This window comes from Pygmaiobacter massiliensis (assembly GCF_900199435.1).
GTDB lineage: Bacteria > Bacillota > Clostridia > Oscillospirales > Ruminococcaceae > Pygmaiobacter > Pygmaiobacter massiliensis.
Genome location: NZ_OAML01000002.1, coordinates 647,368 through 670,366, shown reverse-complemented (window position 1 = coordinate 670,366; position 22,999 = coordinate 647,368). Strand labels below are relative to the sequence as shown.

General features: G+C 49.8%; 20 protein-coding genes and 1 tRNA gene. 16 read left to right on the top strand and 5 right to left on the bottom strand.

From position 1 onward, the window contains the following. Positions 1 to 52: 52 nt before the first annotated feature. A complete protein-coding gene (gene yfbR, locus C1A11_RS03245) occupies positions 53 to 649 on the top strand; it encodes a 5'-deoxynucleotidase (protein ID WP_102048970.1) in 597 nt (198 codons plus the stop codon). A 169-nt stretch (positions 650 to 818) separates the two neighbouring features. On the opposite strand, the gene dusB is transcribed toward yfbR, so the two are convergent. Further along, positions 819 to 1,781, bottom strand: a complete 963-nt coding sequence (gene dusB, locus C1A11_RS03240; RefSeq protein WP_242965797.1) for a tRNA dihydrouridine synthase DusB — start codon at positions 1,779 to 1,781, stop codon at positions 819 to 821. A 135-nt stretch (positions 1,782 to 1,916) separates the two neighbouring features. Here dusB and polA point away from each other — a divergent pair, with 135 nt between their 5' ends. From polA to C1A11_RS03205, 7 genes are all read left to right on the top strand, one after another. Beyond that, a complete protein-coding gene (polA, locus tag C1A11_RS03235; RefSeq protein ID WP_102048969.1) occupies positions 1,917 to 4,451 on the top strand; it encodes a DNA polymerase I in 2,535 nt (844 codons plus the stop codon). Next, positions 4,435 to 4,917 (top strand): ribosomal protein S18-alanine N-acetyltransferase, encoded by a 483-nt coding sequence (gene rimI / locus C1A11_RS03230; protein ID WP_180950224.1) that lies wholly within the window; start codon positions 4,435 to 4,437, stop codon positions 4,915 to 4,917. The genes polA and rimI overlap by 17 nt, the downstream gene beginning before the upstream one ends. A 90-nt stretch (positions 4,918 to 5,007) precedes the next feature. Next, a complete protein-coding gene (tsaD, locus tag C1A11_RS03225; protein ID WP_102048967.1) occupies positions 5,008 to 6,015 on the top strand; it encodes a tRNA (adenosine(37)-N6)-threonylcarbamoyltransferase complex transferase subunit TsaD in 1,008 nt (335 codons plus the stop codon). Between the two features lie 269 nt (positions 6,016 to 6,284). Then, positions 6,285 to 8,063 (top strand): phosphoenolpyruvate carboxykinase (GTP), encoded by a 1,779-nt coding sequence (locus C1A11_RS03220; RefSeq protein ID WP_102048966.1) that lies wholly within the window; start codon positions 6,285 to 6,287, stop codon positions 8,061 to 8,063. Positions 8,064 to 8,367: 304 nt separating this feature from the next. Beyond that, on the top strand, positions 8,368 to 8,595 hold the full coding sequence (acpP, locus tag C1A11_RS03215; RefSeq protein WP_102048965.1) for an acyl carrier protein: 228 nt from the start codon (positions 8,368 to 8,370) through the stop codon (positions 8,593 to 8,595). Between the two features lie 104 nt (positions 8,596 to 8,699). Then, complete coding sequence (gene proS, locus C1A11_RS03210) at positions 8,700 to 10,136, top strand: proline--tRNA ligase (RefSeq protein ID WP_102048964.1); 1,437 nt, start codon at positions 8,700 to 8,702, stop codon at positions 10,134 to 10,136. A 420-nt stretch (positions 10,137 to 10,556) separates the two neighbouring features. Then, positions 10,557 to 11,093: a M50 family metallopeptidase gene (locus tag C1A11_RS03205; protein ID WP_102048963.1), complete on the top strand. Its 537-nt coding sequence runs from the start codon at positions 10,557 to 10,559 to the stop codon at positions 11,091 to 11,093. 529 nt (positions 11,094 to 11,622) lie between these two features. On the opposite strand, the gene C1A11_RS13665 is transcribed toward C1A11_RS03205, so the two are convergent. Both C1A11_RS13665 and C1A11_RS03195 read right to left on the bottom strand, forming a co-directional pair. Further along, positions 11,623 to 11,859: a hypothetical protein gene (locus tag C1A11_RS13665; RefSeq protein ID WP_145995707.1), complete on the bottom strand. Its 237-nt coding sequence runs from the start codon at positions 11,857 to 11,859 to the stop codon at positions 11,623 to 11,625. Next, on the bottom strand, positions 11,852 to 12,976 hold the full coding sequence (locus C1A11_RS03195) for an FtsW/RodA/SpoVE family cell cycle protein (RefSeq protein WP_242965796.1): 1,125 nt from the start codon (positions 12,974 to 12,976) through the stop codon (positions 11,852 to 11,854). The genes C1A11_RS13665 and C1A11_RS03195 overlap by 8 nt, the downstream gene beginning before the upstream one ends. Before the next feature lie 180 nt (positions 12,977 to 13,156). Here C1A11_RS03195 and tsaE point away from each other — a divergent pair, with 180 nt between their 5' ends. The 5 genes from tsaE (at position 13,157) to C1A11_RS03170 (ending at position 18,765) form a co-directional block, all read left to right on the top strand. Then, entirely contained in the window at positions 13,157 to 13,618 is a 462-nt protein-coding gene (tsaE, locus tag C1A11_RS03190; RefSeq protein WP_102048960.1) for a tRNA (adenosine(37)-N6)-threonylcarbamoyltransferase complex ATPase subunit type 1 TsaE, read from the top strand. A gap of 14 nt (positions 13,619 to 13,632) precedes the next feature. Further along, positions 13,633 to 14,352: a tRNA (adenosine(37)-N6)-threonylcarbamoyltransferase complex dimerization subunit type 1 TsaB gene (tsaB, locus tag C1A11_RS03185; RefSeq protein WP_242965795.1), complete on the top strand. Its 720-nt coding sequence runs from the start codon at positions 13,633 to 13,635 to the stop codon at positions 14,350 to 14,352. Continuing rightward, a complete protein-coding gene (gene rpiB / locus C1A11_RS03180) occupies positions 14,349 to 14,783 on the top strand; it encodes a ribose 5-phosphate isomerase B (protein WP_102048959.1) in 435 nt (144 codons plus the stop codon). Before tsaB ends, rpiB begins: the two co-directional genes overlap by 4 nt. Positions 14,784 to 14,862: 79 nt before the next feature. After that, a complete protein-coding gene (gene upp, locus C1A11_RS03175) occupies positions 14,863 to 15,492 on the top strand; it encodes a uracil phosphoribosyltransferase (protein ID WP_102048958.1) in 630 nt (209 codons plus the stop codon). A 279-nt stretch (positions 15,493 to 15,771) separates the two neighbouring features. Further along, positions 15,772 to 18,765 carry an EAL domain-containing protein gene (locus C1A11_RS03170; RefSeq protein WP_102048957.1) on the top strand — a complete coding sequence of 998 codons (2,994 nt, stop codon included), beginning with the start codon at positions 15,772 to 15,774 and terminating at the stop codon, positions 18,763 to 18,765. A 288-nt stretch (positions 18,766 to 19,053) separates the two neighbouring features. Here the strand turns inward: C1A11_RS03170 and C1A11_RS03165 are convergent, their stop codons facing one another. Together C1A11_RS03165 and C1A11_RS03160 are read right to left on the bottom strand one after the other, a co-directional pair. Continuing rightward, positions 19,054 to 19,521, bottom strand: a complete 468-nt coding sequence (locus C1A11_RS03165; protein ID WP_102048956.1) for a hypothetical protein — start codon at positions 19,519 to 19,521, stop codon at positions 19,054 to 19,056. A gap of 385 nt (positions 19,522 to 19,906) precedes the next feature. Beyond that, positions 19,907 to 19,993, bottom strand: a tRNA-Leu gene (locus C1A11_RS03160). 324 nt (positions 19,994 to 20,317) lie between these two features. Here C1A11_RS03160 and C1A11_RS03155 point away from each other — a divergent pair. Genes C1A11_RS03155 through thrB form a run of 3 tightly spaced genes read left to right on the top strand, consistent with a single transcriptional unit; the run spans position 20,318 to position 22,951 of the window. Continuing rightward, entirely contained in the window at positions 20,318 to 20,755 is a 438-nt protein-coding gene (locus C1A11_RS03155) for an ACT domain-containing protein (RefSeq protein ID WP_242965794.1), read from the top strand. Between the two features lie 33 nt (positions 20,756 to 20,788). After that, complete coding sequence (locus C1A11_RS03150) at positions 20,789 to 22,039, top strand: homoserine dehydrogenase (protein ID WP_242965793.1); 1,251 nt, start codon at positions 20,789 to 20,791, stop codon at positions 22,037 to 22,039. A gap of 21 nt (positions 22,040 to 22,060) precedes the next feature. Beyond that, complete coding sequence (gene thrB / locus C1A11_RS03145; RefSeq protein ID WP_102048954.1) at positions 22,061 to 22,951, top strand: homoserine kinase; 891 nt, start codon at positions 22,061 to 22,063, stop codon at positions 22,949 to 22,951. The last annotated feature ends 48 nt before the right edge of the window (positions 22,952 to 22,999 follow it).

Here is a 22,999-nt window from a genome sequence, read left to right as displayed (position 1 = left end):
AGATTGTTTCCGGTTTGACATTTTTCTGCCTGCCGCTGAAAGGAAAAAAGAGATGGAACGTTTTGCATTTGCCGCATTGCTGGCACGCCAAAAATATATTACGCGGTGGGGGTTGATGCGCTCTTCACGCACCGAAACCCTGGCCGAGCATACTGCCGATACCGCTCAGCTTGCCTTTTTACTGGGTGCGCTGGCGAAGGCACAATATGGTGCAGATGTCGACCCTGCAAAAATTTCGGCCGCGGCGCTTTATCACGATGCAGGCGAAATTTTAACGGGTGATTTGCCCACCCCGGTCAAATACAAGAACCACACGCTGCAAACTGCCTACAAGGCGCTGGAAAAAACTGCAGAAGAAAGCCTGCTTGCTCTTTTGCCGGATGCGGTGCTGGATGAAATGGCCCCGGCGGTTACCGGCAGCAACCTAAACGAGCGTGAGCGAAAAATCTTGAAAGCAGCAGATAAACTTTCGGCCTTGTTGAAATGTGTGGAAGAGCACCAGAGCGGAAACCAGGAATTTGAGCGCGCCCGTGCCGCCCAGCTGCAAGCGCTTGAAGCGCTTGCCTTGCCGGAAGTAGCCTTCTTTTTAGAAACCATGCTACCTTGCTATTACGAAACACTAGACGAATTGACTGCAGGTGTCTTTTAAGCCGCAGTCGGGAACGTATTCGCTATTCTTTATAATAGTATTAAAAGAGAAAGCTTGCGCGTAAGGCCGATATTTTAGACCATAAAGTGCATGGCTTGGGTGCGCTTTCTGCCGCGCCAAAGTTTTTTAGCGTTTGTTTGCAGTTGTGTTTAAAGTTAGGATAGAAGATTTAGCCGACGTTGTGCCGGTAAACCAGCCGAACCAATTCTTCAGCATCGCGGTAATAGGTGAGCCCGCAGGCTGCGCGGCGCAGTTCGGCCGCACCATGCAGCCCCTTTAAAAAATACATCACTTGGGTACGGGCCTGGCGCATTGCCGGGCCTTCTCCTTTTTCTTCGCACATCGCGTACACCTGCCGCAGCAGCAGGTCCATGCGGTCTTTCAGCGTGGGTCCTGCTGGGGTAGGCTGTCCAGCCAGCATGGCTTTTATTTCGGCAAACAGCCAGGGGTTGCCCAGTGCGCCGCGTCCAATCATAACGCCATCGCAACCGGTTTCCGCCATCAGCTGTTTTGCATCGGCTGCGGTCAAAAGGTCGCCGTTGCCCAAAACCGGAATTCCCACTGCCTGCTTTACTGCGGCAATGCAGCCGGGGTCGATGGGCGGAGTATACATCTCTTCGCGGGTGCGGCCATGAACAGCGAGCAGAGAGACGCCGGCTGCTTCACAGCGTTTTGCAACCTCGGTGCAGGTAACGGTGTCTGCATCCCAGCCTTTGCGCAGTTTTACGGTAACCGGCACCGGTACCGCTTTAACCACTGCCTCAGCAATCGCGCCGCAAAGAGCAGGGTCTCGCATCAGCGCGCTGCCAGCACCGCCGCCGGTAATTTTAGGAGCGGGGCAGCCCATGTTAATGTCAATAAAATCAGGGTTGTATTTCAGTACCAGCTTTGCGCCTTCCGCCATAGTTTGCGGCTCTGCGCCAAAAATCTGGATGCCATAAGGCGCACAGCCGCCACCGCCAGAAAGCAGCGCCCCCGTTTTGCGGTCGCCATAGGTCAGTGCTTTGGCACTAACCATTTCGCTGACGGTATATGCCGCGCCATATTCGGCCATAATGCGGCGAGCCGGTGCGTCAGAAAGTCCGGCCATCGGTGCAAAAGCAGCGCCAGACAATTGGGTGAAATCGATCAAAAGGGTTCCTCTTTCTATAATAATGTAATATTTAAGCGATGGATTCGCAAAGCTATTGTATCATAATCTACACTTTTGTGGTACAATATTCTCAATCGTTTTTATGATGATTTTGTGACAACCTTTCGGGAGGAAATGCTATTGAAACTGCTGGCTATCGACGGTAACAGCATCGTCAACCGTGCTTTTTACGGAATAAAGCTGCTTACCACCAAAGACGGGCGCTATACCAACGCCATTGTCGGCTTTATGAATATTTTACAGAAATTACAGGCCGAAGAGCAGCCGGACAGCATTGCCATTGCATGGGACCTGCGTGCCCCAACCTTTCGGCATAAAATGTTTGACGACTACAAAGGCACTCGCCACGGCATGCCGGAAGAGCTTGCCGCGCAGATGCCAGTATTAAAAGAGCTGCTGACTGCGCTTGGCTACCATATGGTAGCGGCAGAGGGATTTGAGGCAGATGACATCCTTGGTACCCTTGCAGCTGCGGCAGAGCAGCACGGCGATACCTGTGTGATTGCCACCGGTGACCGCGACGCGCTGCAGCTGGTGACTTCCGCCACTCGTGTCCTGCTCGCGGGCACTGCAATGGGCCGCAGCACTACCACAAATATGGACGAGGCTGCCGTAGTGGAAAAATACGGCGTATCACCGAAACAGCTAATCGAAGTCAAAGCATTGATGGGCGATGCTTCGGATAATATCCCCGGGGTGAAAGGCGTGGGCGAAAAAACAGCGCTTACCCTTATCTCCAAATTTGGCAGTTTGGACGGAGTTTATGCGAATATCGACGATCCCGTCATCAAACCCGCTGCGCGTGAAAAGTTGCTGCGCGATAAAGAGCAAGCTTATCTCAGCCATGTGCTGGCTGAGATTGTCACCAATGCACCGGTGCCTACAAACCCGGCAGACTACTGCCGCAGCAAAGGTGACCCGGAAGCAGCATCCCGGCTGCTTGCCAACCTTGAAATGTACAACCTGCGGGACAAGCTGGGCCTCTCATCCATGCCGGTGGCTGAAGAAGTTGCCCCCGATGCCGCTCCGGCAGAGCTGCCGCAAGTTGCTCCGCAGCCTTTGCCTGCAAAACTCACTGGCAGCGTAGATATTGCGCCGGTAAAAGAGGGCTTTGTGCTGGTACAGGGCAACCAGGTATACACCGCTGTGGCTGAGGACGAAGCCTTCCTCGCGTTGCTGCAAGATGAGAAAGTGAAAAAACGCTGCTACGACAGCAAAGCGGTTTATCTGCTTTGTGCCGATGCCCAAAACCTTGCTTTTGATGCCCTGCTTGCGGCCTATTTGCTGAACCCCGCTTCTCGCGGATATGATTTGTTGCAGCTTGCCTCGCAGTACAATGCGGCCGCTGCTTTCACATGCGAGATTGAAATCGCACCACTGCTGACGAGCCTTTTTGACGCGCTTGCAGCAGACTGTGAAGCGCAGGGAATGACAAAGCTACTGGAAGAGATTGAGCAGCCGTTGGCACGCGTGCTGTGCGAAATGGAGCGCGCCGGTGTACTTGTAGACCGCCAGGGCATTGTTGACTTTGGCGTAGAGCTGCGCGGTGTTATCGAAACCGAGCTTGCGGCAATCTATTCGCTGGTCGGGTATGAGTTTAATGTTAATTCGCCCAAACAGCTGGGCGAAGCATTGTTTGAAAAACTCGGACTGCCGACCCAGAAAAAGACCAAAAGCGGTTTTTCGACCGATGCGGAAACACTGGAAGCACTGCGTTCGCACCATGAGGTAATCGAGCATATCCTGCTTTACCGCACCTACCAAAAACTGAACTCCACCTATGTGGAAGGGCTGCTGAAAGCCATTTCGGAGGATGGACGTATTCATTCCACCTTCAACCAGACTGAAACCCGCACAGGGCGCATTTCTTCGGGTGAGCCGAACTTGCAGAACATTCCGGTGCGCACTGAGCTGGGCAGCCGCCTGCGCAAATATTTTGTTGCGCCGCAAGGCAGCGTGCTGCTCGATGCCGACTACAGCCAGATTGAACTTCGTATTCTGGCGTCCATCAGCGGCGACAAGCATATGATTGAAGCGTTTAAGGCCGGTGAAGATATCCACCGCGCCACCGCAAGCCGCATTTTTGATGTGCCGATGGAGAAAGTTTCTGCGCAGCTGCGCAGCCGCGCGAAGGCGGTTAACTTTGGCATTGTCTACGGCATTGGTGCTTTCAGTCTTGCCAAAGATACCGGCGTTTCGGTCAAAGAGGCCGACGCTTTTATTAAGCATTATCTCGAGGAGTATTCCGGCGTTCATGAGTATATGGAACGCACAGTGCGTGAGGGCAAAGAGCAGGGATATGTTACTACCCTGTACGGCCGCCGCCGCGCGTTGCCGGAGCTGGCTGCCTCTAATCGCAATATCCGCGCCTTGGGCGAGCGCCTCGCGATGAACACACCGATTCAGGGCACTGCCGCTGATATTATCAAGCTGGCGATGATTCGTGTCGCGAATCGTCTGCGCGAAGAGGGACTTTCTGCCCGACTGATTTTGCAGGTACACGATGAATTGATTGTCGAAGCGCCCATTGCCGAGGCAGACAAGGCAGCAAAGATTTTGGGTGAAGAGATGACCCATGCAGCAGACCTTGCCGTGGCGCTGCCGGCAGATGTTGCGCGCGGGGAGAACTGGTATGCCGCAAAAGGATAAGCAGCCCGAAGAGCTGACCTTTACACCGCTTGCGCCGGAACATATACCGGCACTGGCAGTGCTGGACAAGACCGCCCCCGACCCCTGGAGCGAAGCGGAAATTACCGCAGAGCTGCAAAAGCCGCAGACACGCTGTACCGTAGCAATACAAAACGGTGTGCCGGTAGCCTTTGCCTGCTTTTGGCGCGAAGAAGAGGTTGCAGACCTTGCAACTGTCACCGTAGACGCTGCCGTGCGCGGCCAGGGTATTGGCAAAGCGCTGTTGCAACACTGTATTGCCGCGCTTGCCGCAGAAGGGACAGAGCGGGTATTGCTCGAAGTGCGCTGCTCTAACACGCCGGCGCTCGCACTTTACGAAAGGCTTGGCTTTTGCACCTTAGCCACGCGTAAAAATTTGTACACCGACCCGCGCGAAGACGGTCTGCTGATGCAGCTGACCCTGAACAGTGCACAAAAAATCAACTGAATCATAAGACCCGTTTGTGCGGTGCTGCTTTAACCGCAGCCCGGCAAACGGGTTAAAATTTGTAATTCCGGAAAGGAAGAAAACGAATCCATGCTTATTTTGGGAATCGAATCCAGCTGTGATGAAACCGCAGCTGCTGTGGTAGAGGATGGGCGCAGCCTGCATAGCAACATAATTGCAAGCTCGGTCGAAGAGCAGAGCCTTTACGGTGGCGTTGTGCCGGAGATTGCCTCCCGTCGCCATATTGAAGCAATCAGTCTGGTGGTAGAGCAAGCTTTGCAAGAAGCAAGCATCACCGCGGCTGATTTGGACGCGGTAGCCGTGACCTTTGCGCCCGGCCTTATTGGCGGCGTGCTGGTAGGGGTGAACTTTGCAAAGGGCTTTGCGCTTGCCTCGCAAAAGCCGCTGGTGCCAGTGCATCATCTGCGCGGTCATATTGCGGCACTCTACTTAACCCACCCGCAGCTGAAACCGCCGTTTCTCTGCCTCGTGGCAAGCGGTGGGCACAGCCATATTATTCGGGTAGAGGACTATACAAAGTTCACGATTTTGGGCCGTACGGTCGACGACGCTGCCGGCGAAGCATTTGACAAAGTAGCCCGTACGCTGGGCCTTGGATACCCAGGTGGGCCGGCGGTTGCCAAAGCAGCGCTGCAGGGTAACGAAAAAGCATACAAGCTGCCTACCCCTAAGGTGGCTGGGCGATACGATGTCAGCTTTTCCGGACTGAAAACGGCAGTACTGAATCTGGTGAACCAAGGCGAGATGAAAGGCGAGCCAGTCAATGTTTGTGACATGGCGACGAGCTTCCAGTTCCGTGCAACTGAAATTTTAGCCGAAAAGCTGATGCTGGCCGCCAGCGAACTCGGAGAAAAGAAAATCTGTATTGCAGGTGGTGTTGCAGCAAATAAAGCGCTGCGCCAGTTGCTGGAGGCAGACTGCAAAAAAACAGGAGCAGAGCTTTATCTGCCCGAGATTTCGCTGTGCGGAGATAATGCTGCCATGATTGCCAGCGCAGGTTATTATGAGTACCTTTCCGGCAATATTGCCAACGACGATTTAAATGGTGAGGCAACTTTACCAATTGATTATCGATAAAGCATATTGGGCCCTGCTGCCTGCATAAATATATTCACTTGCAGATTGCTTTTAAAGATGTGTAAAAGAAACGAAAAACCGGAAATTTTTAATCTTTTGTTTCTATTTTCCCCAGAATGCTGTAAAATGCAGGAATTTCACAAAGATTCCTGTCACAACTGATGTTGCGAATTTTTTAACAAAATGGTACAATAGCGACAAAAGGTTTTCCAGTTTTTAGCCAATTTTTATTGGTAACGATATTTGGGAACTAGAAAGGTGAGTATCTTATGACTGAGAACAAACATGTAAAACAGTGGCTCGATGAGATGGTAGAACTCGTCAAACCGGCAAAAGTAGTCTGGATCGACGGCAGTGAAGCTCAGCTCGCAGCATTGCGGGATGAAGCACTTGCTACCGGGGAAATGGAAGCACTGAACGAGGAAAAACTTCCTGGCTGTTTGCTCCACCGCACGGCGGAAAACGATGTGGCACGCGTCGAAGGCCGTACATATATCTGCACCAAAAATAAAGAGGACGCAGGCCCCATCAACAACTGGATGGAGACCAGCGCAATGAAGGCAAAGCTGCTGCCGCTGTATGACGGCGTAATGCAGGGCCGCACCATGTATGTGATTCCCTACTGCATGGGCCCCATTGGCAGCCCGTTCTCCAAAGTCGGCATCGAGCTGACCGATTCTATCTACGTCGTGCTGAATATGGACATCATGACCCGTATGGGCAAAGATGCACTGACTCAGCTGGGCGATTCCAACGATTTCGTGCGCGGCCTGCACAGCAAGGCAAACGTAGAAGAAGAGAACCGCTACATTGTTCAGTTCCCGGAAGAAAACACCATCTGGTCCATCAACTCTGCTTACGGCGGCAACGTGCTGCTGGGCAAAAAATGCTTTGCACTGCGCATTGCATCATACCAGGGCTTTAAAGAAGGCTGGATGGCAGAACACATGCTGATTCTCGGCATTGAGGCACCGAACGGCGAAGTCAACTACATCACTGCTGCGTTCCCCTCTGCCTGCGGCAAAACCAACCTGGCGATGCTCATCCCGCCCGAAGTGTATGCAAAACAGGGCTATAAAGTATGGACAGTTGGCGACGATATTGCCTGGATGCACATTGGCGACGACGGCCGCCTGTATGCAATCAACCCAGAGGCAGGTTTCTTCGGCGTTGCCCCCGGCACCAACGCAAAGAGCAACTTCAATGCGCTGGAGTCCACCAAAAAGAACACCATCTTTACCAACGTTGCACACGACCTTGACCAGAACACCGTATGGTGGGAAGGCCTGGACAAAAACCCGCCCGAAAATGTGGTGGAATGGACCGGCAAAAAGGTTAACGGCAAAGAATATACCGCTGAAGGCGGCAAGCTCGCTCACCCGAACAGCCGCTTTACTGCACCGGCAATCAACTGCCCGTGCCTCTCTAAAGAGTTCAACAATCCCAATGGCGTACCCGTCACCGCAATGGTGTTCGGCGGCCGCCGTGCAAAAACCGCTCCGCTGGTTTATCAGAGCTTCGATTGGGCACACGGTGTGTTTGTAGGCTCTGCAATGGCTTCTGAGACCACTGCGGCTGCTACCGGCGCTGTGGGCGTTGTCCGCCGCGACCCGATGGCAATGCGCCCCTTCTGCGGCTACAACATGGGCGATTATTTCGGCCACTGGCTCGAGATGGGCAAAAAGCTGGGCGATAAAGCACCCAGAATCTTCAACGTCAACTGGTTCCGCACCGACGATGAAGGCCACTTCATCTGGCCGGGCTTCGGCGACAATATGCGCGTGCTGATGTGGATTCTCTCTCGTTGCAAAGGCGAAGTCGATGCAGTTGAGACCCCGATTGGCTATGTGCCGAACGCAGAGGACATTAACCTCGAGGGCCTGGACGACGTCACCACCGAAACAGTGCGCGGCCTGCTTTCCATCGATAAAGAGCTTTGGCTTGAAGACGCTGCTGGCGTAGAAGAGCTGTATGCCATGTTTGGCGACCGCCTGCCGGAAGAGCTGGCAAAACAGCTGGCAGAGCAGAAAGCCCGCCTTGCAAAATAATTTTTAGTTTTTATTTTAAAAGCCCTGGCTGCGTAAAAGATGCAGTCGGGGCTTTTATTTGGTGAAAAAAGAGAAATAACTGCATAGTTTTGGATAAAATAGCGCTAAACTAAGACAAAAATTTATAGTATCTGCCAACGGGTGCGAATACATCGTATTAAGGGGTTAAAAATCTTTGGTATATCGCTTGACAATAGGGACAAAAGACGGTATAAAGATGTATAGGAAATTTCATTCCGGTGCATTCTGTGGATGGAAGGACCTCAATATGTATTACAATTCCCAGAAAGGAATGGTCATTTAAATGGTATTCGAAAAAGTGAGAGAGATCCTGTGCGATCAGTTGGATCTTGAAGAAGAAAAGGTTACTATGGATTCCGACATCATTGAAGATTTCGAGGCGGATTCTCTCGACGTTGTTGATCTCATTATGTCCCTGGAAGATGAGTTTGGCATTGAGATGCCGGATGAAGAGGTCGAAAACGTGCATACCGTTGGCGACATCGTGCGCTACATCGAAGACCGCGTATAATCTTATCAGTCAAGACGGCTTGAATTGAAAACGGTAAACAAATTCGAGAACAGCAAAGCCTCCCGCTCGGAGGCTTTGTTTTTTCGCGAAGGGAGTATTGGTGAATGAGCGAGAATAAAAAAATGGTAGAGGCGATTACCCCGATTAACGAGGACTTCGCCCAGTGGTATACTGATATCTGCGTAAAAGCAGAACTGGTAGATTACTCCGCAGTCAAAGGATGCGTTATTCTGCGTCCGTATGGTTTTGCAATTTGGGAAAATATCCAGCGCCTGCTGGATGGCCGCTTTAAAGAAACCGGCCACGAAAATGTTGCAATGCCTATCTTTATCCCCGAAAGCCTGCTGCAGAAAGAGAAAGACCACGTGGAGGGCTTTGCTCCTGAGGTAGCATGGGTCACCCATGGCGGATTGGACGAGCTGGAAGAGCGCCTTTGCGTTCGCCCCACCAGCGAAACCCTGTTCTGCGACCATTTTGCACGTGTGCTGCACTCTTACCGAGATTTGCCGATGCTGTACAACCAGTGGTGCAGTGTGGTGCGCTGGGAAAAAAGCACACGTCCGTTCCTGCGCAGTCGCGAGTTCTGGTGGCAGGAGGGTCACACCATTCACGAAACCGAGCAGGAGGCTGTGACAGAAACCGAGCAGCAGCTCAATTGCTATGCTGATTTCTGCGAGCAGGTTCTGAAAATCCCCGTCATCAAAGGCCAGAAGACCGAGAGCGAGAAATTTGCAGGCGCGGAAGCTACTTACACCATCGAAGCGATGATGCACGACGGCAAAGCGCTGCAAAGCGGCACCAGCCATTATTTTGGCGACGGTTTCTCCCGTGCATTTAATGTAACCTTTGCAGGCCGCAACAACAAGCTGGAATATCCGTTCCAGACCAGTTGGGGCATGTCTACCCGCATCATCGGCGCTATTATCATGACCCACGGCGATGACGAGGGCCTGATTCTTCCGCCGCAGGTTGCACCCATTCAGCTTGCAATTATCCCCATTGCTTCTCATAAGCCCGGCGTACTTGAAAAAGCAGCAGAGCTGAAAGCACGCCTTGCAGGCAAATTCCGCGTTAAGCTGGACGATTCGGATAACTCTCCGGGTTGGAAGTTTGCACAGTACGAGATGAAGGGCGTGCCCCTGCGTCTTGAAATCGGCCCCAAGGATATCGAAAAAAACCAGTGCGTACTGGTTCGCCGCGATACCCGAGAGAAATATTTCGCTTCTCTTGATGAGCTTGAAATCGAAATTCCGCGCATTCTTGGTTTGCTGGAAGAAAATATTTATAACCGTGCGCTGGAAAACCGCGAGAGCCGCACCGTGGCATGCACCACGATGGACGAGGTAATCAAGGCCTCCAACGAAAGCACTGGCTTTATTAAAACCATGTGGTGCGAAAGCGCAGAGTGTGAAGAGCAGATGAAAGAGCAGGCAGGGCTTTCCAGCCGATGCATGCCGTTTGCACAGGAGCATCTCTCGGACGTTTGCCCCGTTTGCGGCAAACCTGCCCACAAAATGGTGGTCTGGGGCAAAGCGTACTAAAGCATTTTGTGCCGACCGGATAACTGACCGTTATTACAATAAAACAGCACCCGTTTTGGGTGCTGTTTTTGTTTGTGGAGAATGTTGGATGCTCACCTTTTCTTGTTTTACAGGGGGAGACAACGTTAGCGCTAGTAATTTGTATGTTAAGCCAAACCCTATCCCGCCTGCCGTAGTGGCGGTGCATTGGTGCTTTGGTCGGTTATGCTAGCTTATAAAAAAGTACCAAGTCGTTTTGTAATAACCGAAAATCAGTTTTAAGGGGTTTAGCAAGCAGCTGAAAATGCTGTAATCATTTGCTTTACGCGAAAAAAGTGGTATGGTATACTAAATATAAAAAATAGCTTTCTGCATTTGTGGCATCCGTGTGCAATCAACAAATTTTATGATTTGTGAGGAGATTTATATGGCAGATAAAAAATGGAATTAAAGCTTTCAATCGTAGCAAGCTTCCTTATAACTATTTTTTTATATATTTTCTTGCACGAGGCCGGACATAGTCTGGTAGCTATTGCTTGTGGAGCGCAAATTACTAAATTCAGCATTTTAAAAGCATCTATGGCGTATGTAGGTGGTTCTTTTACTGCTTTAACCAGTTCTCTTTTAAATGCCGCAGGCATGCTTTTACCGGTACTGGTTTCGATAATTGTAATGTTTTTTTACAATAAAGAAACGGAGAATATATTTTATCAGGTGTTTTTTACCGCGTTTTGTGTTACGCCATTCTTTTCCACTATCGCATGGATAATCATACCGATACTTTATTCTTTTGAATCAGCACCGAAGCATGATGATGTTACCAACTTTCTGAATTACTCTGGAATAAACCCTTTCATTATTTCTGCCGTCGCTTTTGTTTTATTAGTTGCTGGATTGTTTTTGGCTTATAAAAAGAAAATATTGCAAAATTACTGGAATAGCTGTAAGAGTGTAAAAAATGCTTACCCTGCCAGCTGAGCTGAGAACAGTAAAATCTACGATTTTCGAATCAGGTAAGATAATCTTTATAAATGACAAAATCCCCAAGCACCATAAAAAGTGCTTGGGGATTTTATGCATCATCGGGTTTTATAGATTGTAAACCTTCAGCCGGTATGATGGACAGCCTTGTATCTGCTTTCATTTCCGTCATTTTTCAATCAAGCCGCCCTTTTTATGCCAGCTCTGTTTCCGATAAATGAAGGCAAATATTTTGCAAATAAACAGCAGGCCACATGCCGGGGCTTTGTCAGATGCATCAAACGTTTAGCAGGAATTTCACACCTCGATAACACTAAGCAGGATTGGGGAAATGCTGTAGAAGGCCAGGCTGCCGAATCCACATACAAGCAGAGCTACTTGGTGCTTTAGTGCCAGCTATTTCGGAACGTAGAAGATTAGTATTAAAATCGTAATTAGAGCCATAAAAACCACTATCCAGTCTAAAATACGTGCGTAACGGAACTCCTCTTTTTCAGGTGGGTCAAGAAAACGGCGCGTAAGAGTACTACAAATGATTAAAATGCTTTGTAGTAGCATAAACCACTGGGAAGAGAATATATCCCTCAAGTACAAAAGGAGCAAAAGAATCATCAAAATAAAAAATATCCAGTTGAGAATTTTCCCTATTTTCTTTTTTGACATAGCTTTCCTCTCTTTCTGGCAGATGACATTGAAAATTTGTTGCGAAAACGGCGTTTCTAAAAGCAAAGCTTAAAGAAACGCCGCAAATTTTATTAGTCAAATAAAGTCTTTTTATTATGCATATAAACGCTCAGTGAAAGCCCAATCATAAGATAGGTCGTTAGCACCGAGGTGCCGCCTGCCGTAAACAATGGCAGTGTAATGCCGATAACCGGTAAAAGAGAAAGATTCATGCCGATGTTGACGATGGCCTGCCAGGTAATTACGGCGAAAATACCGACGCAGATAAGTGCGCCGAGCCGGTCCTGGCTGCGGAAAGCGGTAGAAATCATTTTGGCCGCCAGTGCAAAAAGCAATGCAAGCACCAATAAGCTGCCAACGAAACCGAGTGCCTCAGAGAGATAAGAGAAGATAAAGTCGTTTTCTGCAAGGGGAACCGGGTGGTGCTGGGTACGGAAAAAACCGCGTCCGACAATTTGTCCGGCACCGATAGAGATGCGCCCCTGGTTTTGCTGCCAGAGCAAATCGGTGTAATCGTCTGGATGAAAAAGTGCTAAAATACGCTCTTTTTGATAATCTGCCATAATGCCAAACCAAAGTACAGGCAGTGCAACAGCACCAAGCCCAACACCGGCTAAAATATACTTGCGGGCAATTCCTGCTGCAAACAGCATCGACAAGCCAATCAGCAAAAAGATGAGTGCTGTGCCATCGTCACCTTGAAAATGTATGAGCAGTACCGGCAGACCCAAATGTGCAAGAATCGCCGCCAGCGTAGAAGGCTCGTTTAGCTTGTCGCGGCAATTGTCCAAGTGGAGTGCAAAGGTTAAAATAAAGCTTATTTTTGCAAGCTCGGTGGGCTGTAAAGAAAGGCCGAGCGGCAGTTGAATCCAAGATTTGTTGGTGGTGTTGCTTGGCGCATAGCCGATGATAAAGGTGGCGAGCACAAGGCCCCAGGTGACAATCATATGAAGCGGCCAGGCCCCTGCAAGCGAATGGTAGTCTATTTTTGAGATGATGATAGCGCAAACCAATCCAGCAGCTGCGGCGCCCGCCTGCACGATTGGCATTCTGTAATTGGCAAACACGCTCCGCTCTGCCGAAGAAGCGTAATAGCTGATCGAAACCAGCGCAATCACCGAGAGCGTACTGCAGAGCGTACAGAGCAAGATGCAGAGCTTGTCGGTGTCTTTAATATATTGTTTTATGGCTTTCAAAAGGAATCCTCCGCCCGGGCGGCCGCCCGGTTTGCTACATTGTTTTAGAATATAAGTAGTATAGCATAAAACGAAAGAAAACTCATCTTGTTTCCAAAAACTTTTCATCTTTAAAAAGCTGTGCTATACTATTACAGAATTAATGAAAAACCCTTGGGTAAAAAAGGAAGGATGCGGCCGATGGCTGTTTATATCACCCACAGTAAAGAAGAGACAATGGCACTGGCGCGGCAGTTGAGCAAACAGCTGCAAAATGGCGGCCTGATTGCCTTTACCGGTGGCCTGGGTGCAGGCAAAACCGCCTTTTGCACCGGCCTTGCAGAGGGCCTTGGATGCACCGATGAGGTGCAGAGCCCGACATTTAGCATTGTCAACGTTTATCGGGGCAAAATAACCTTTGCCCACTTTGATATGTACCGCATTTCGACCGAAGAAGACCTCTACGCCGCGTCTTTTTATGATTACCTTGACAGCGGTGCAGTAGTAGCGGCGGAGTGGAGCGAAAACATCGCACAGTTCCTCGAAGAGCCGTATATTAAAATTAATATTGAAGTGCTTGGAGAAAACGACCGTAAACTGACGATAGAGGGCGCTGCACCGTTAGAGGAAACGCCCGATGCAGCGCAAAACGGTCTGGCTTAGAAAGGAATTGTAACATGAGCGAAATGACTCTGGCAGTAGATTCTGCCGGAAAAGCAGCTGGTATCGCCATTTTGCGCGATGAAGCGCTGATTTATGAATCTTACCTTGATGCAGGCCTTACCCATAGCGAAACCTTGTTGCCAATGCTGAAAAGTGCGCTTGCTGCCGCCGGCATTGCCCCCGCAGAAATAAACCTTTATGCAGTGTCGGCGGGGCCTGGCAGTTTTACCGGGCTGCGCATCGGCATGGCGCTGGCAAAGGGACTGGCACTGCCCAATCACACCCCTTGCATCGGCGTTTCTACTCTTGAAGCACTGGCGCTTTCAGTATTTGTACCGCAGGGCAGTATTGTTGTAGCAGCAGAAGATGCTCGCCGCGGCGAAGTGTACTATGCAGCCTTTGAGCAGACCGCAGAAGGGTTGCACCGCCTTTGCTCCGACACTGCAGGTAAACCTTGTGAGATGCAAGAAATGTTGGAAAATGCAAAAAAATCGGTTTTTATTGTTGGTGATGGTGCCGAGGTGTGCTATAATAATTTAGAAAAAAATTTGACGCTGACGGTATTGCCCGCGCATTTGCGCAAAGGGCGGGCCTCTGGCGTTGCCTTTGCTGCCCGCGTAGCCTGTGCAAGAGGAGAAAATACGGACGCTGCATTACTGGCGCCGGAATATCTCAAACTTTGCCAGGCCCAGCGTGAAAGGCAGGAAAAACTGAAAGGAAGCGAAACAACATGATTGCACTGGGTGCAGACCACGGCGGTTACGCGCTGAAAGAAGAAATCAAACAATATCTCGACGCAAAGGGCATTCCCTACAAGGATTTCGGCTGCTACAACACCGAAAGTGTCGATTACCCCGACATGGCCAAAGCTCCCTGTGAGGCGGTCGTCGCAGGCGAATGCGAAAAAGCACTGCTTTTCTGCGGAACCGGCGTAGGCATCAGCATTGCTGCCAACAAAATCAAGGGCATTCGTGCTTGCTGCTGCAGTGACGCGTTCAGCGCTAAATATACTCGTCTGCACAACGATGCCAATGCACTTTGCCTGGGTGGACGAGTTGTCGGCGCTGGCCTTGCTACCGAGCTGGTAGAGCTGTTCCTCACCACAGAGTTTGAAGGCGGCCGCCATGCGCGGCGCATCGAAAAAATCGCAGCGCTCGAAGGCTGAGTGTGAAATTTGTTGTTTGTGCCTTTACCGGTGGGCGGGGTGCAAATATCATTTTGCCTGCCGGAGATTGGAGAATATCATGAAAGAACCTATGGTTTTAGAACATCCCCTCATTAAACATAAGGTCAGCCATCTGCGCGACGTGAACACCGGTACCAAGGAGTTCAAAGAGCTGGTTAGCGAAATCGCAATGCTGATGTGCTACGAGGCAACCCGCGATTTGCCCACCGAGAAGGTAGAAATTACTACCCCGATTACCACTGATAAATTTGAGGTGCTTGCGGGCCGCAAACTTGCAGTTGTGCCTATTCTTCGTGCTGGCCTTGGCATGGTAGACGGCGTGCTTACGCTGATCCCCGCTGCTAAAGTTGGCCACATTGGCCTCTATCGCGACCCGGAAAGCCTGGAGCCGGTAGAGTACTACTGCAAGCTTCCCGCTGATATTTCTGAGCGTGAAGTGATGGTTGTCGACCCCATGTGCGCCACCGGCGGCAGTGCTGCCGATGCGATCACCCAGATCAAAAAGCGTGGCGCAAAAAACATTAAGTTCCTCTGCATTATTGCTGCGCCGGAAGGCATTAAGCGCCTGCACGAGGCACACCCCGATGTAGATATTTATGCTGCTGCGCTTGACCGCGAGCTGAACGACCACGGCTATATTGTGCCAGGTCTTGGCGATGCGGGCGATCGTATTTTTGGCACGAAATAAGAAGTTTCTGTGCAAAGAGCCGATACGACAAGTATCGGCTTTTTGCTTTTTGAAATAGACGAAAAGCATTTTAGCCGTATGCGTTAACCTACAGAGAAAAAATTAAATTTAAAAAAACAGCATAAAAAAGCCTTTTTGTGAGAAAAAAGTGTATAATGGATAACATTCCATCTTTTATTATCGCGACTGCCCCCGCAAACTGAAAAGCGCTGGTGTAACGCTTGGTTTATTACATATCCCAACAGCGTTTTAATTCACGAGAAAGCAGGACCATGTTTTATGGATAGAAACACGATATTGATTGTAGAAGATGATCGTGTCAACCGAACAATTCTAAAAAAAATTCTCTCCGCAGAATATCATATCTGTGAAGCAGAAAACGGCTCGGATGCGCTTTCTGTGCTAGAGCAGCGGGCCACCGAGATTTCGGTGGTGCTGCTGGACTTATTGATGCCTATTATGGACGGCTATGAGCTGATTAAGCGTGTTCGCTGTGACAGTCGTTTTGCCGGCGTGCCGCTGATTGTGGCGACCGACGATGCCCAGCGCGAGGCAGAGGCAGAGGTGCTTTCACTCGGCGCAAACGATTTTATTTTAAAGCCTTATGACCCTATTATCATTCGGCACAGAATTGCGAATACCATTCAGCTGTGCGAAACCGCAGCAATGCTGAACGTTGTCCAGCGCGATTCACTGACCGGTGTTTACAGCAAAGAGCATTTTTATCAAACGGTGAGCGAGATATTAAACCGCAAACCCCACCGCCCTTATGATATGGTTTGCTGCGATATCGAAAACTTTAAGCTCGTCAACGATTTATTTGGTACCCAAACCGGAGATGAGTTGCTGAAATATGTAGCGCAGGCAGTGGTAGAAGCTTTGCCGGAAGGCAGTATTTGCGGCCGAATGGGTGGCGATGTATTTGCGCTGCTGGTGCCGCATCAGGAGGTTTATCGCGACCAATGGTTTGCCGAGGTCGTATGGAAACTAAATCGCTTTTCGGTAGACTTAAATCTTGTAATGCGGTATGGCATTTGCAGCCGTGTCAGTCCGCAGGTACCGGTAGCAACCCTCTGTGACCGTGCCAACCTGGCAAAGCAGACCATCAAAGGCAAATACAATGCCTACTATGCTTATTACAACGAAGAGCTGAGAGAACGGCTGCTTGACGAGCAATCAATTACGGCGAATATGAATACCGCCTTAGCACAAAAGCAATTCAAAGTTTACTTACAGCCCAAATATCATCTACAAAGCGGCAAAATCTCTGGCGCAGAGGCTTTGGTACGATGGGAGCACCCGGAAAAAGGGCTGATATCGCCGGATAAGTTTATCCCACTTTTTGAAAAGAATGGATTTATTACCTCTCTTGATATGTATGTTTGGGAAGAAGCCTGCAGATTGCTGCGACAATGGCTAGATGCCGGCGAACGGCCTGTGCCTATTTCGGTCAACGTTTCTCGCGCAGATATCTACCATCCACAGCTCTGTACAATTTTGACAAAGCTGGTGGAGAACTACCGCCTGCACCCCAAATACCTGCATTTGGAGATTACAGAAACCGCCTATACTGAGCACCCTGTGCAGATTATTGAAACAGCGCAAAAGCTAAAAGATCAAGGCTTTGTGCTGGAAATGGATGACTTTGGCACCGGATACTCTTCGCTGAATATGCTTTCAGAGCTCCCAATAGATGTATTAAAGCTGGATATGCGCTTTGTGCAGTATGAAGAAAAGCGCAATAGCCGCAGCATTCTCAGCTTTATTATCAGCCTTGCGAAATGGCTGGACCTGCGGGTTGTGGCAGAAGGTGTGGAGACCGAAGAGCAGGTAGAACTGCTGCGCTCGATGAGCTGCGATTATGTTCAGGGCTTCTATTTTGCAAAACCGCTGTTGCCCGAAGCATTCGAAACGGTGTGGCATCGGTCAAAGGATAAAGCAAACCTAAACCTTTATACCACTGTAGGCTCCGGTAAAAAAGTGACTCAGCAGGATACCACACTGCTACTTATGGTGGACCACGGCACCGCGGTAGGCTCTGAATTGGAAGCGGTTTTGCAGCAAGACTACGATGTGCTGCGCGTCTCAAAAGAAGCTGTAGCAAAAGCCTACTTGAAAAATACCGAAATAAGCTTGGTGTTACTGGATGTTACCCAGCCGAATGAAACCACAGATGCCTTTTTGGATGAGTTTGCGGAGCAAGGCAGAATGTCGCATATTCCGGTGATTGTGGTGACCACCGAACCCGTAAGCAAAACCATGGCTTCTTATGAAGAAAAAGTAAGCGATTATATGGTAACGCCGCTTCGTCCGGTGTTAATTAAGAAAAGAGTGCAAAATGCCCTTGTGGCCTCTCGCGCGAAAATGCTGGAGCAGGAGCAGGAGGTAGCACACGCGCTGGAAGAGATGAAAAAGCGCGCAGAGATAGATGCGCTGACCGGGCTGCTAAATCGCTCGGAATTTGAGAACCGGGTGGAACACTTTTTGACGCGCAACAAAAACAGCGATGGTTATTTTATTATTCTGGATATGGATAACTTTAAGCTGGTCAACGACAATTACGGACATATCAAAGGCGATGAAGTGCTGCGCCAAACTGCAGATACGCTGCGTGAGAACTTTTTTGAAGCAGATATGCTCAGCCGTTTGGGTGGCGATGAGTTTGTTATTTTTATTCCGTACGCGCACAATTGGCAAGAGCTGGAAGAAAAAGTATCAAATCTTTGCAGCCGGTTGTCGTTGCGCGTAGGGGAGATAGATGTTTCTTGTTCCGCAGGTGTTTGCGGCACCAAAGAGGGCAACCGAGACTATCAAACCCTTTATAAGTTTGCAGATATGGCGCTGCTCATGGCGAAACGCAGCGGCAAAAAGCAGTGCAAACTATTCGATGAAGCTATGTGTATTCCGTCGCCGCAAATTTTGGAAAACGGCAGTGACTGGTTACTGAATCAAACTTCGGATGCGGTATTTGCCTGTGATGCGGAAACGCTTGAAATTGTTTACATTAATGATACTGCCTGTGAACTTGTAGGCAAAACAAAAGAAGACTGCATGGGCAAAAAATGCCACGATGTTATGTGGCAGCGCGGAGAAGCCTGCTGGCGATGCCCCTGTATTTCTGATTGCGTGAATGAGTTTTACCACGAAGATGTTGTACTGACAGATGGCAAAACCGCAGTGCACTTAAAAGCAAAGATGTTAATGCTGCAAGGGCGTCCGGTAAAAGTGCATTATTTGCAAAATGCACATCCGATAGAAACCAAAACGCCATAAAATGTGCTTAATATAAAAGGACCACACGAATGCTTTCTCCATTGGGAAGATGCATCGTGTGGTCCTTGCTGCTTGCGGGAGGCGAGGAAGAAACACTACCTGTGTTTTAAAGCGCTGGAGTAGGTCTTTTTGATGGAAACCAGAGCGGATTTTCAAGTATTCGATTCGATGCTCATGGTTACCTGCTGAATTTCTGTGCTTCTCCAAATGGTTTTGCGCAAAGTTTGTCCGTTTTATTGCATAAAAGGTCCCCCCTGCTAAGGGCAGGGGGGAAGCGATTATTCCGGATTAGCGCCGGAAGTCCTCGTCGTCCTCATCATCGCACTCTCTGCACGGACGCGGACGGCAGCAAAGCTTTTGGATGATGCAAAGGAAGGTCCAAAGAATGCCAACCATCATAGCGGCAAAGAAGGCGAAATACAGCGCGATCAGAATCGCGGTCAGTATTGTCGGGGAAAGCGGGAAAAGCATCAGTACCAGCCCGACTACGATGGTACCGAAAATGGCGAAGACGGTGGGTTTGGCGCAGGCGCACAGGCACATATGCTGAGCGTTGCGGTCACGGGTGAGGTGCCCAAGCACGCAGGCCATGCCAATGGCTGCCAGTACAGCGAGACCAAACATGAAAAAGATAGTGGCCCCAAAATAAAGGCAAGGCATGAACCAGAACAACAGTGCCGCGATTACACCGGCAATCAGGCCGATCAGCACTTCCAAGCACAGGCAACTGCGGGAACTGCAAGAAGAATCGCACATAAAATTTCCTCCTTGTACAAAGATGAATATGACAAAGAACTTTGTCACGTCACCATATGAAGGAGTGGTGCGTTTTGTGCGTTGCATTCCGCAAAATTTGGCGATACGGCGGTAGTGAAAAACACGAAAAACAAAAGCTTTTTACCGAAACACGCAGCAAGTTGCCTCTTTTCAAGCAACAAAGTGCGCTAAAAGCTTAAAAACAAAAATAGCAATCATACGAGCCGAAAGCTATGGCCAACGGGAGGGCTGCCAACTGAATGCGATGGTTGCCCAATGAAAAGAATATCAGCGTTTTGTCTTCAATTTGAAAGCATGCACTAAGCACAAACATAAAACAAAAAAGAAGTTGAGGAATCGCATCAGATACGATTCCTCAACTTCTTGGTGCCGCTCACCGGGCTTGAACCGGTACGGTATTGCTACCGAGGGATTTTAAGTCCCTTGTGTCTGCCAATTCCACCAGAGCGGCAAGCTAGTATATTTTACAATACGCACGCGCGCTTGTCAAGCAATGTGTGTAGGGGATTTTTCTTTGGGTGTTTGTGAATGAGAAACAAGTATACTGTCAAAATCACCCCTAGAAGTCACTTTCCCGCTGCTGTTTTGTGCAACCGAACAATTTGAAGAATTTTTCTTGTTTCTTGCATACAAAAGTGATATAGTGTCTATGTAAAAAACATTTGTGCTTGTCACGTGAACAGTCTGTCTTGCACAATAAAAACCACTCCATTTGAAAATAAAAGCGAAACGCGGTCTCGGCTTCGGCAAGTATCGCAAAGAAAGGGTGCACGATATGGAAAAGAAGTTTTTGATTGTAGATCAGGCTATTTTGCCGGAGGTTTTTTCCAAGGTGTTAAAAGCAAAAGAATTGCTTGCAAGCGGTAGTGCGAAAAATGTTTCTGCCGCTACAAAAATGGTAGACCTCTCGCGCAGCGCGTTCTATAAGTACAAAGACAGCATTTTTGATTTTGAAAATACCAAAGCCATCGTTACGGTTAAAGCGGTTTTGCTGGACGAAACAGGCGCACTGCAAAGCCTGCTTTCTGAGCTTTCGGCCAGCGGCGCTTCTATTGTTACCATCAACCAGTCGGCACCCGAAAACGGTACCGCAGTGGTGTCGGTAACCATTCGCACCGATTCGATGCCAATGCCGCTCGACGACGTGCTGCGCCGCATTCAGACACAGCGCACGGTGGTAAGTGTTCACCGCAATGTAAAAGAGATTGGCTGAGCGAATAGAGAATAGCGCATCAAAAAGCGCACGGTGAAAGGAACTGGTTTAAGCATCATGGCAAAAATAGCGATTTTAGGATTTGGCAATATTGGCAGCGGTGTGTTGGAAGTGCTGCGGCAAAACGGCGCGGCGCTCACCCAGCGTGCAGGTCAGCCTCTCAATGTAAAATACATCATGGACGTGCGGGATTTCTCCCAAAGCCCGGATGCAAAACTGTTTGTGAATAACGTTGATGTTATTTTAGAGGATGCAGAGGTCTCGACCGTAGTGGAGACCATCGGCGGCACCGACCCCGCTTACTATTATGTGAAGTCGGCGCTTTGTGCAGGCAAAAATGTCTGCACCTCCAACAAAGAGTTGGTTGCACGCCATGGCGCAGAGCTGATTGCACTGGCAAAACAGCATAAAGTGGCCTTTTTGTTTGAAGCGAGTGTAGGCGGCGGCATGCCGTTGATTGCGCCGATTCGTGGAAGCCTTGCGGCTAACGTGATTGAAAGTGTGCATGGCATTGTAAACGGCACCACCAACTTTATGCTAACCCGTATGGAAGAAGAGGGAATGGATTTTGCTGCCGCGTTGGCAGAAGCGCAGCGCCTGGGCTATGCAGAAACCCGTGACCCTTCCGCCGATGTGGATGGATTTGATGCTGGCAGAAAAATTGCTATTCTGGCTTCGCTTCTTTACGGCACAGAAGTACATCCAGAAGATATTCCTACTACCGGCATCCGCGAGGTGGCCCCGGCAGATTTTTACTTTGCGCAGCGCATGAAAGCGACTATTCGCTTAATTGCCTATGCGAAAAAAGATGAAGCAGGCCGTTTTGCCTGTGCGGTAGAGCCGATGTTTATCCCGCGCGAGCATCCGTTTGCAGGGGTGTGTGATGTATTCAACGCTGTGATGCTGCGAGGCAATATGCTTGGCGACACGATGTTTTACGGCAAAGGTGCTGGTAAGCTACCCACGGCCTCGGCAGTGGTGGCGGACATCATCGATGCAGAAAAGTATGGCGTGTCGCTCCATGACACATTAACGTGGAATTCGGCTAAATCTTTGGGTAAAATCACCGATGAAAGCCGATATACATACTATATCAGAGTAACCGACCCCGATGCGGAGATGCTGAAAAAAGTGCTCGGCGGCACCCAGTTTATGATGCAGCACGGCGACGAAGCAGCGGTGCTGAGCTGCCCATTGACTGAAACCGAGCTGGCAGGAAAAACACAGCAGCTTGCAGCGCAGGGCATGAAAGCAATGCTGTGCCTGAAAATGCTGGAGCAATAAATCGGGGGAAGGACGATCGAAATGGAAAAAGTGGTCATCAAAGCGCCTGCTTCCACCGCCAACCTCGGCAGTGGTTTTGATGCAATGGGCATTGCGCTTGACCTGTGCAACACGGTAGAGCTGGAAGAGTGCGACCGGCTTGTTATCGCCTCTGCTGATGGCAGCGAAACCCCAGCGGACGAAACTAACCTGATTTATCAAACCGTGAAAGACGTTTACGAGCTTTGCGGCAAAAAACTACCGGGGCTTAAAATCACTCAGTGCAGCCCTATCCCACAGGCACGGGGGCTTGGCAGTTCGAGCGCCTGCATTGCAGCCGGTATTGCTGGTGCAAACCAGTTGCTGGGAGCCCCGCTTTCTCAGCAGGAGCTGCTGGATTTGGGTTGCAAGATGGAAGGACACCCGGATAATGTGGCACCCGCTATGCTGGGCGGCTTTGTAACCAGCGTAATGGAAAACGGCCATGTTTACACCATTCGCAAACCGGTCAGCGAAGAGCTGTGTTTTTGTGCCTTTGTGCCGGATTTCCCGCTGCTGACCTCAAAAGCACGCGCAGCACTGCCACAAGCGGTGCCCCATAAAGATGCAGTTTACAACCTTTCTCGCGCGGCGTTTATGGCGGCAGCTTTTTGTGAAAACCGCCCGGAGTATTTTGCGGTGGCAGCGGGTGACCGCTTGCACCAGCCTTATCGCATGGGCTTGATTCCGGGAGCAGAGCAGTTGTTTGCACGGCTGCCGGACTTGGGCGCAAAAGTGGTGTTTATCAGCGGCGCAGGCCCCACCATTATGGCCATCACTGAAAAAAGCGACAAAGCGTTTGCCGGAAAAGCAGCCCAGCTGCTGCAGGAAAATGAGGTTTTGGGTCGGTTCAAGCTCACAAAGCTTGCTGCCCGAAACGAGAGTATGATTTAAGGCGATAGCGCCCAACACAAAGCGCCGGGCCGCACCGGCAGCGCAAAA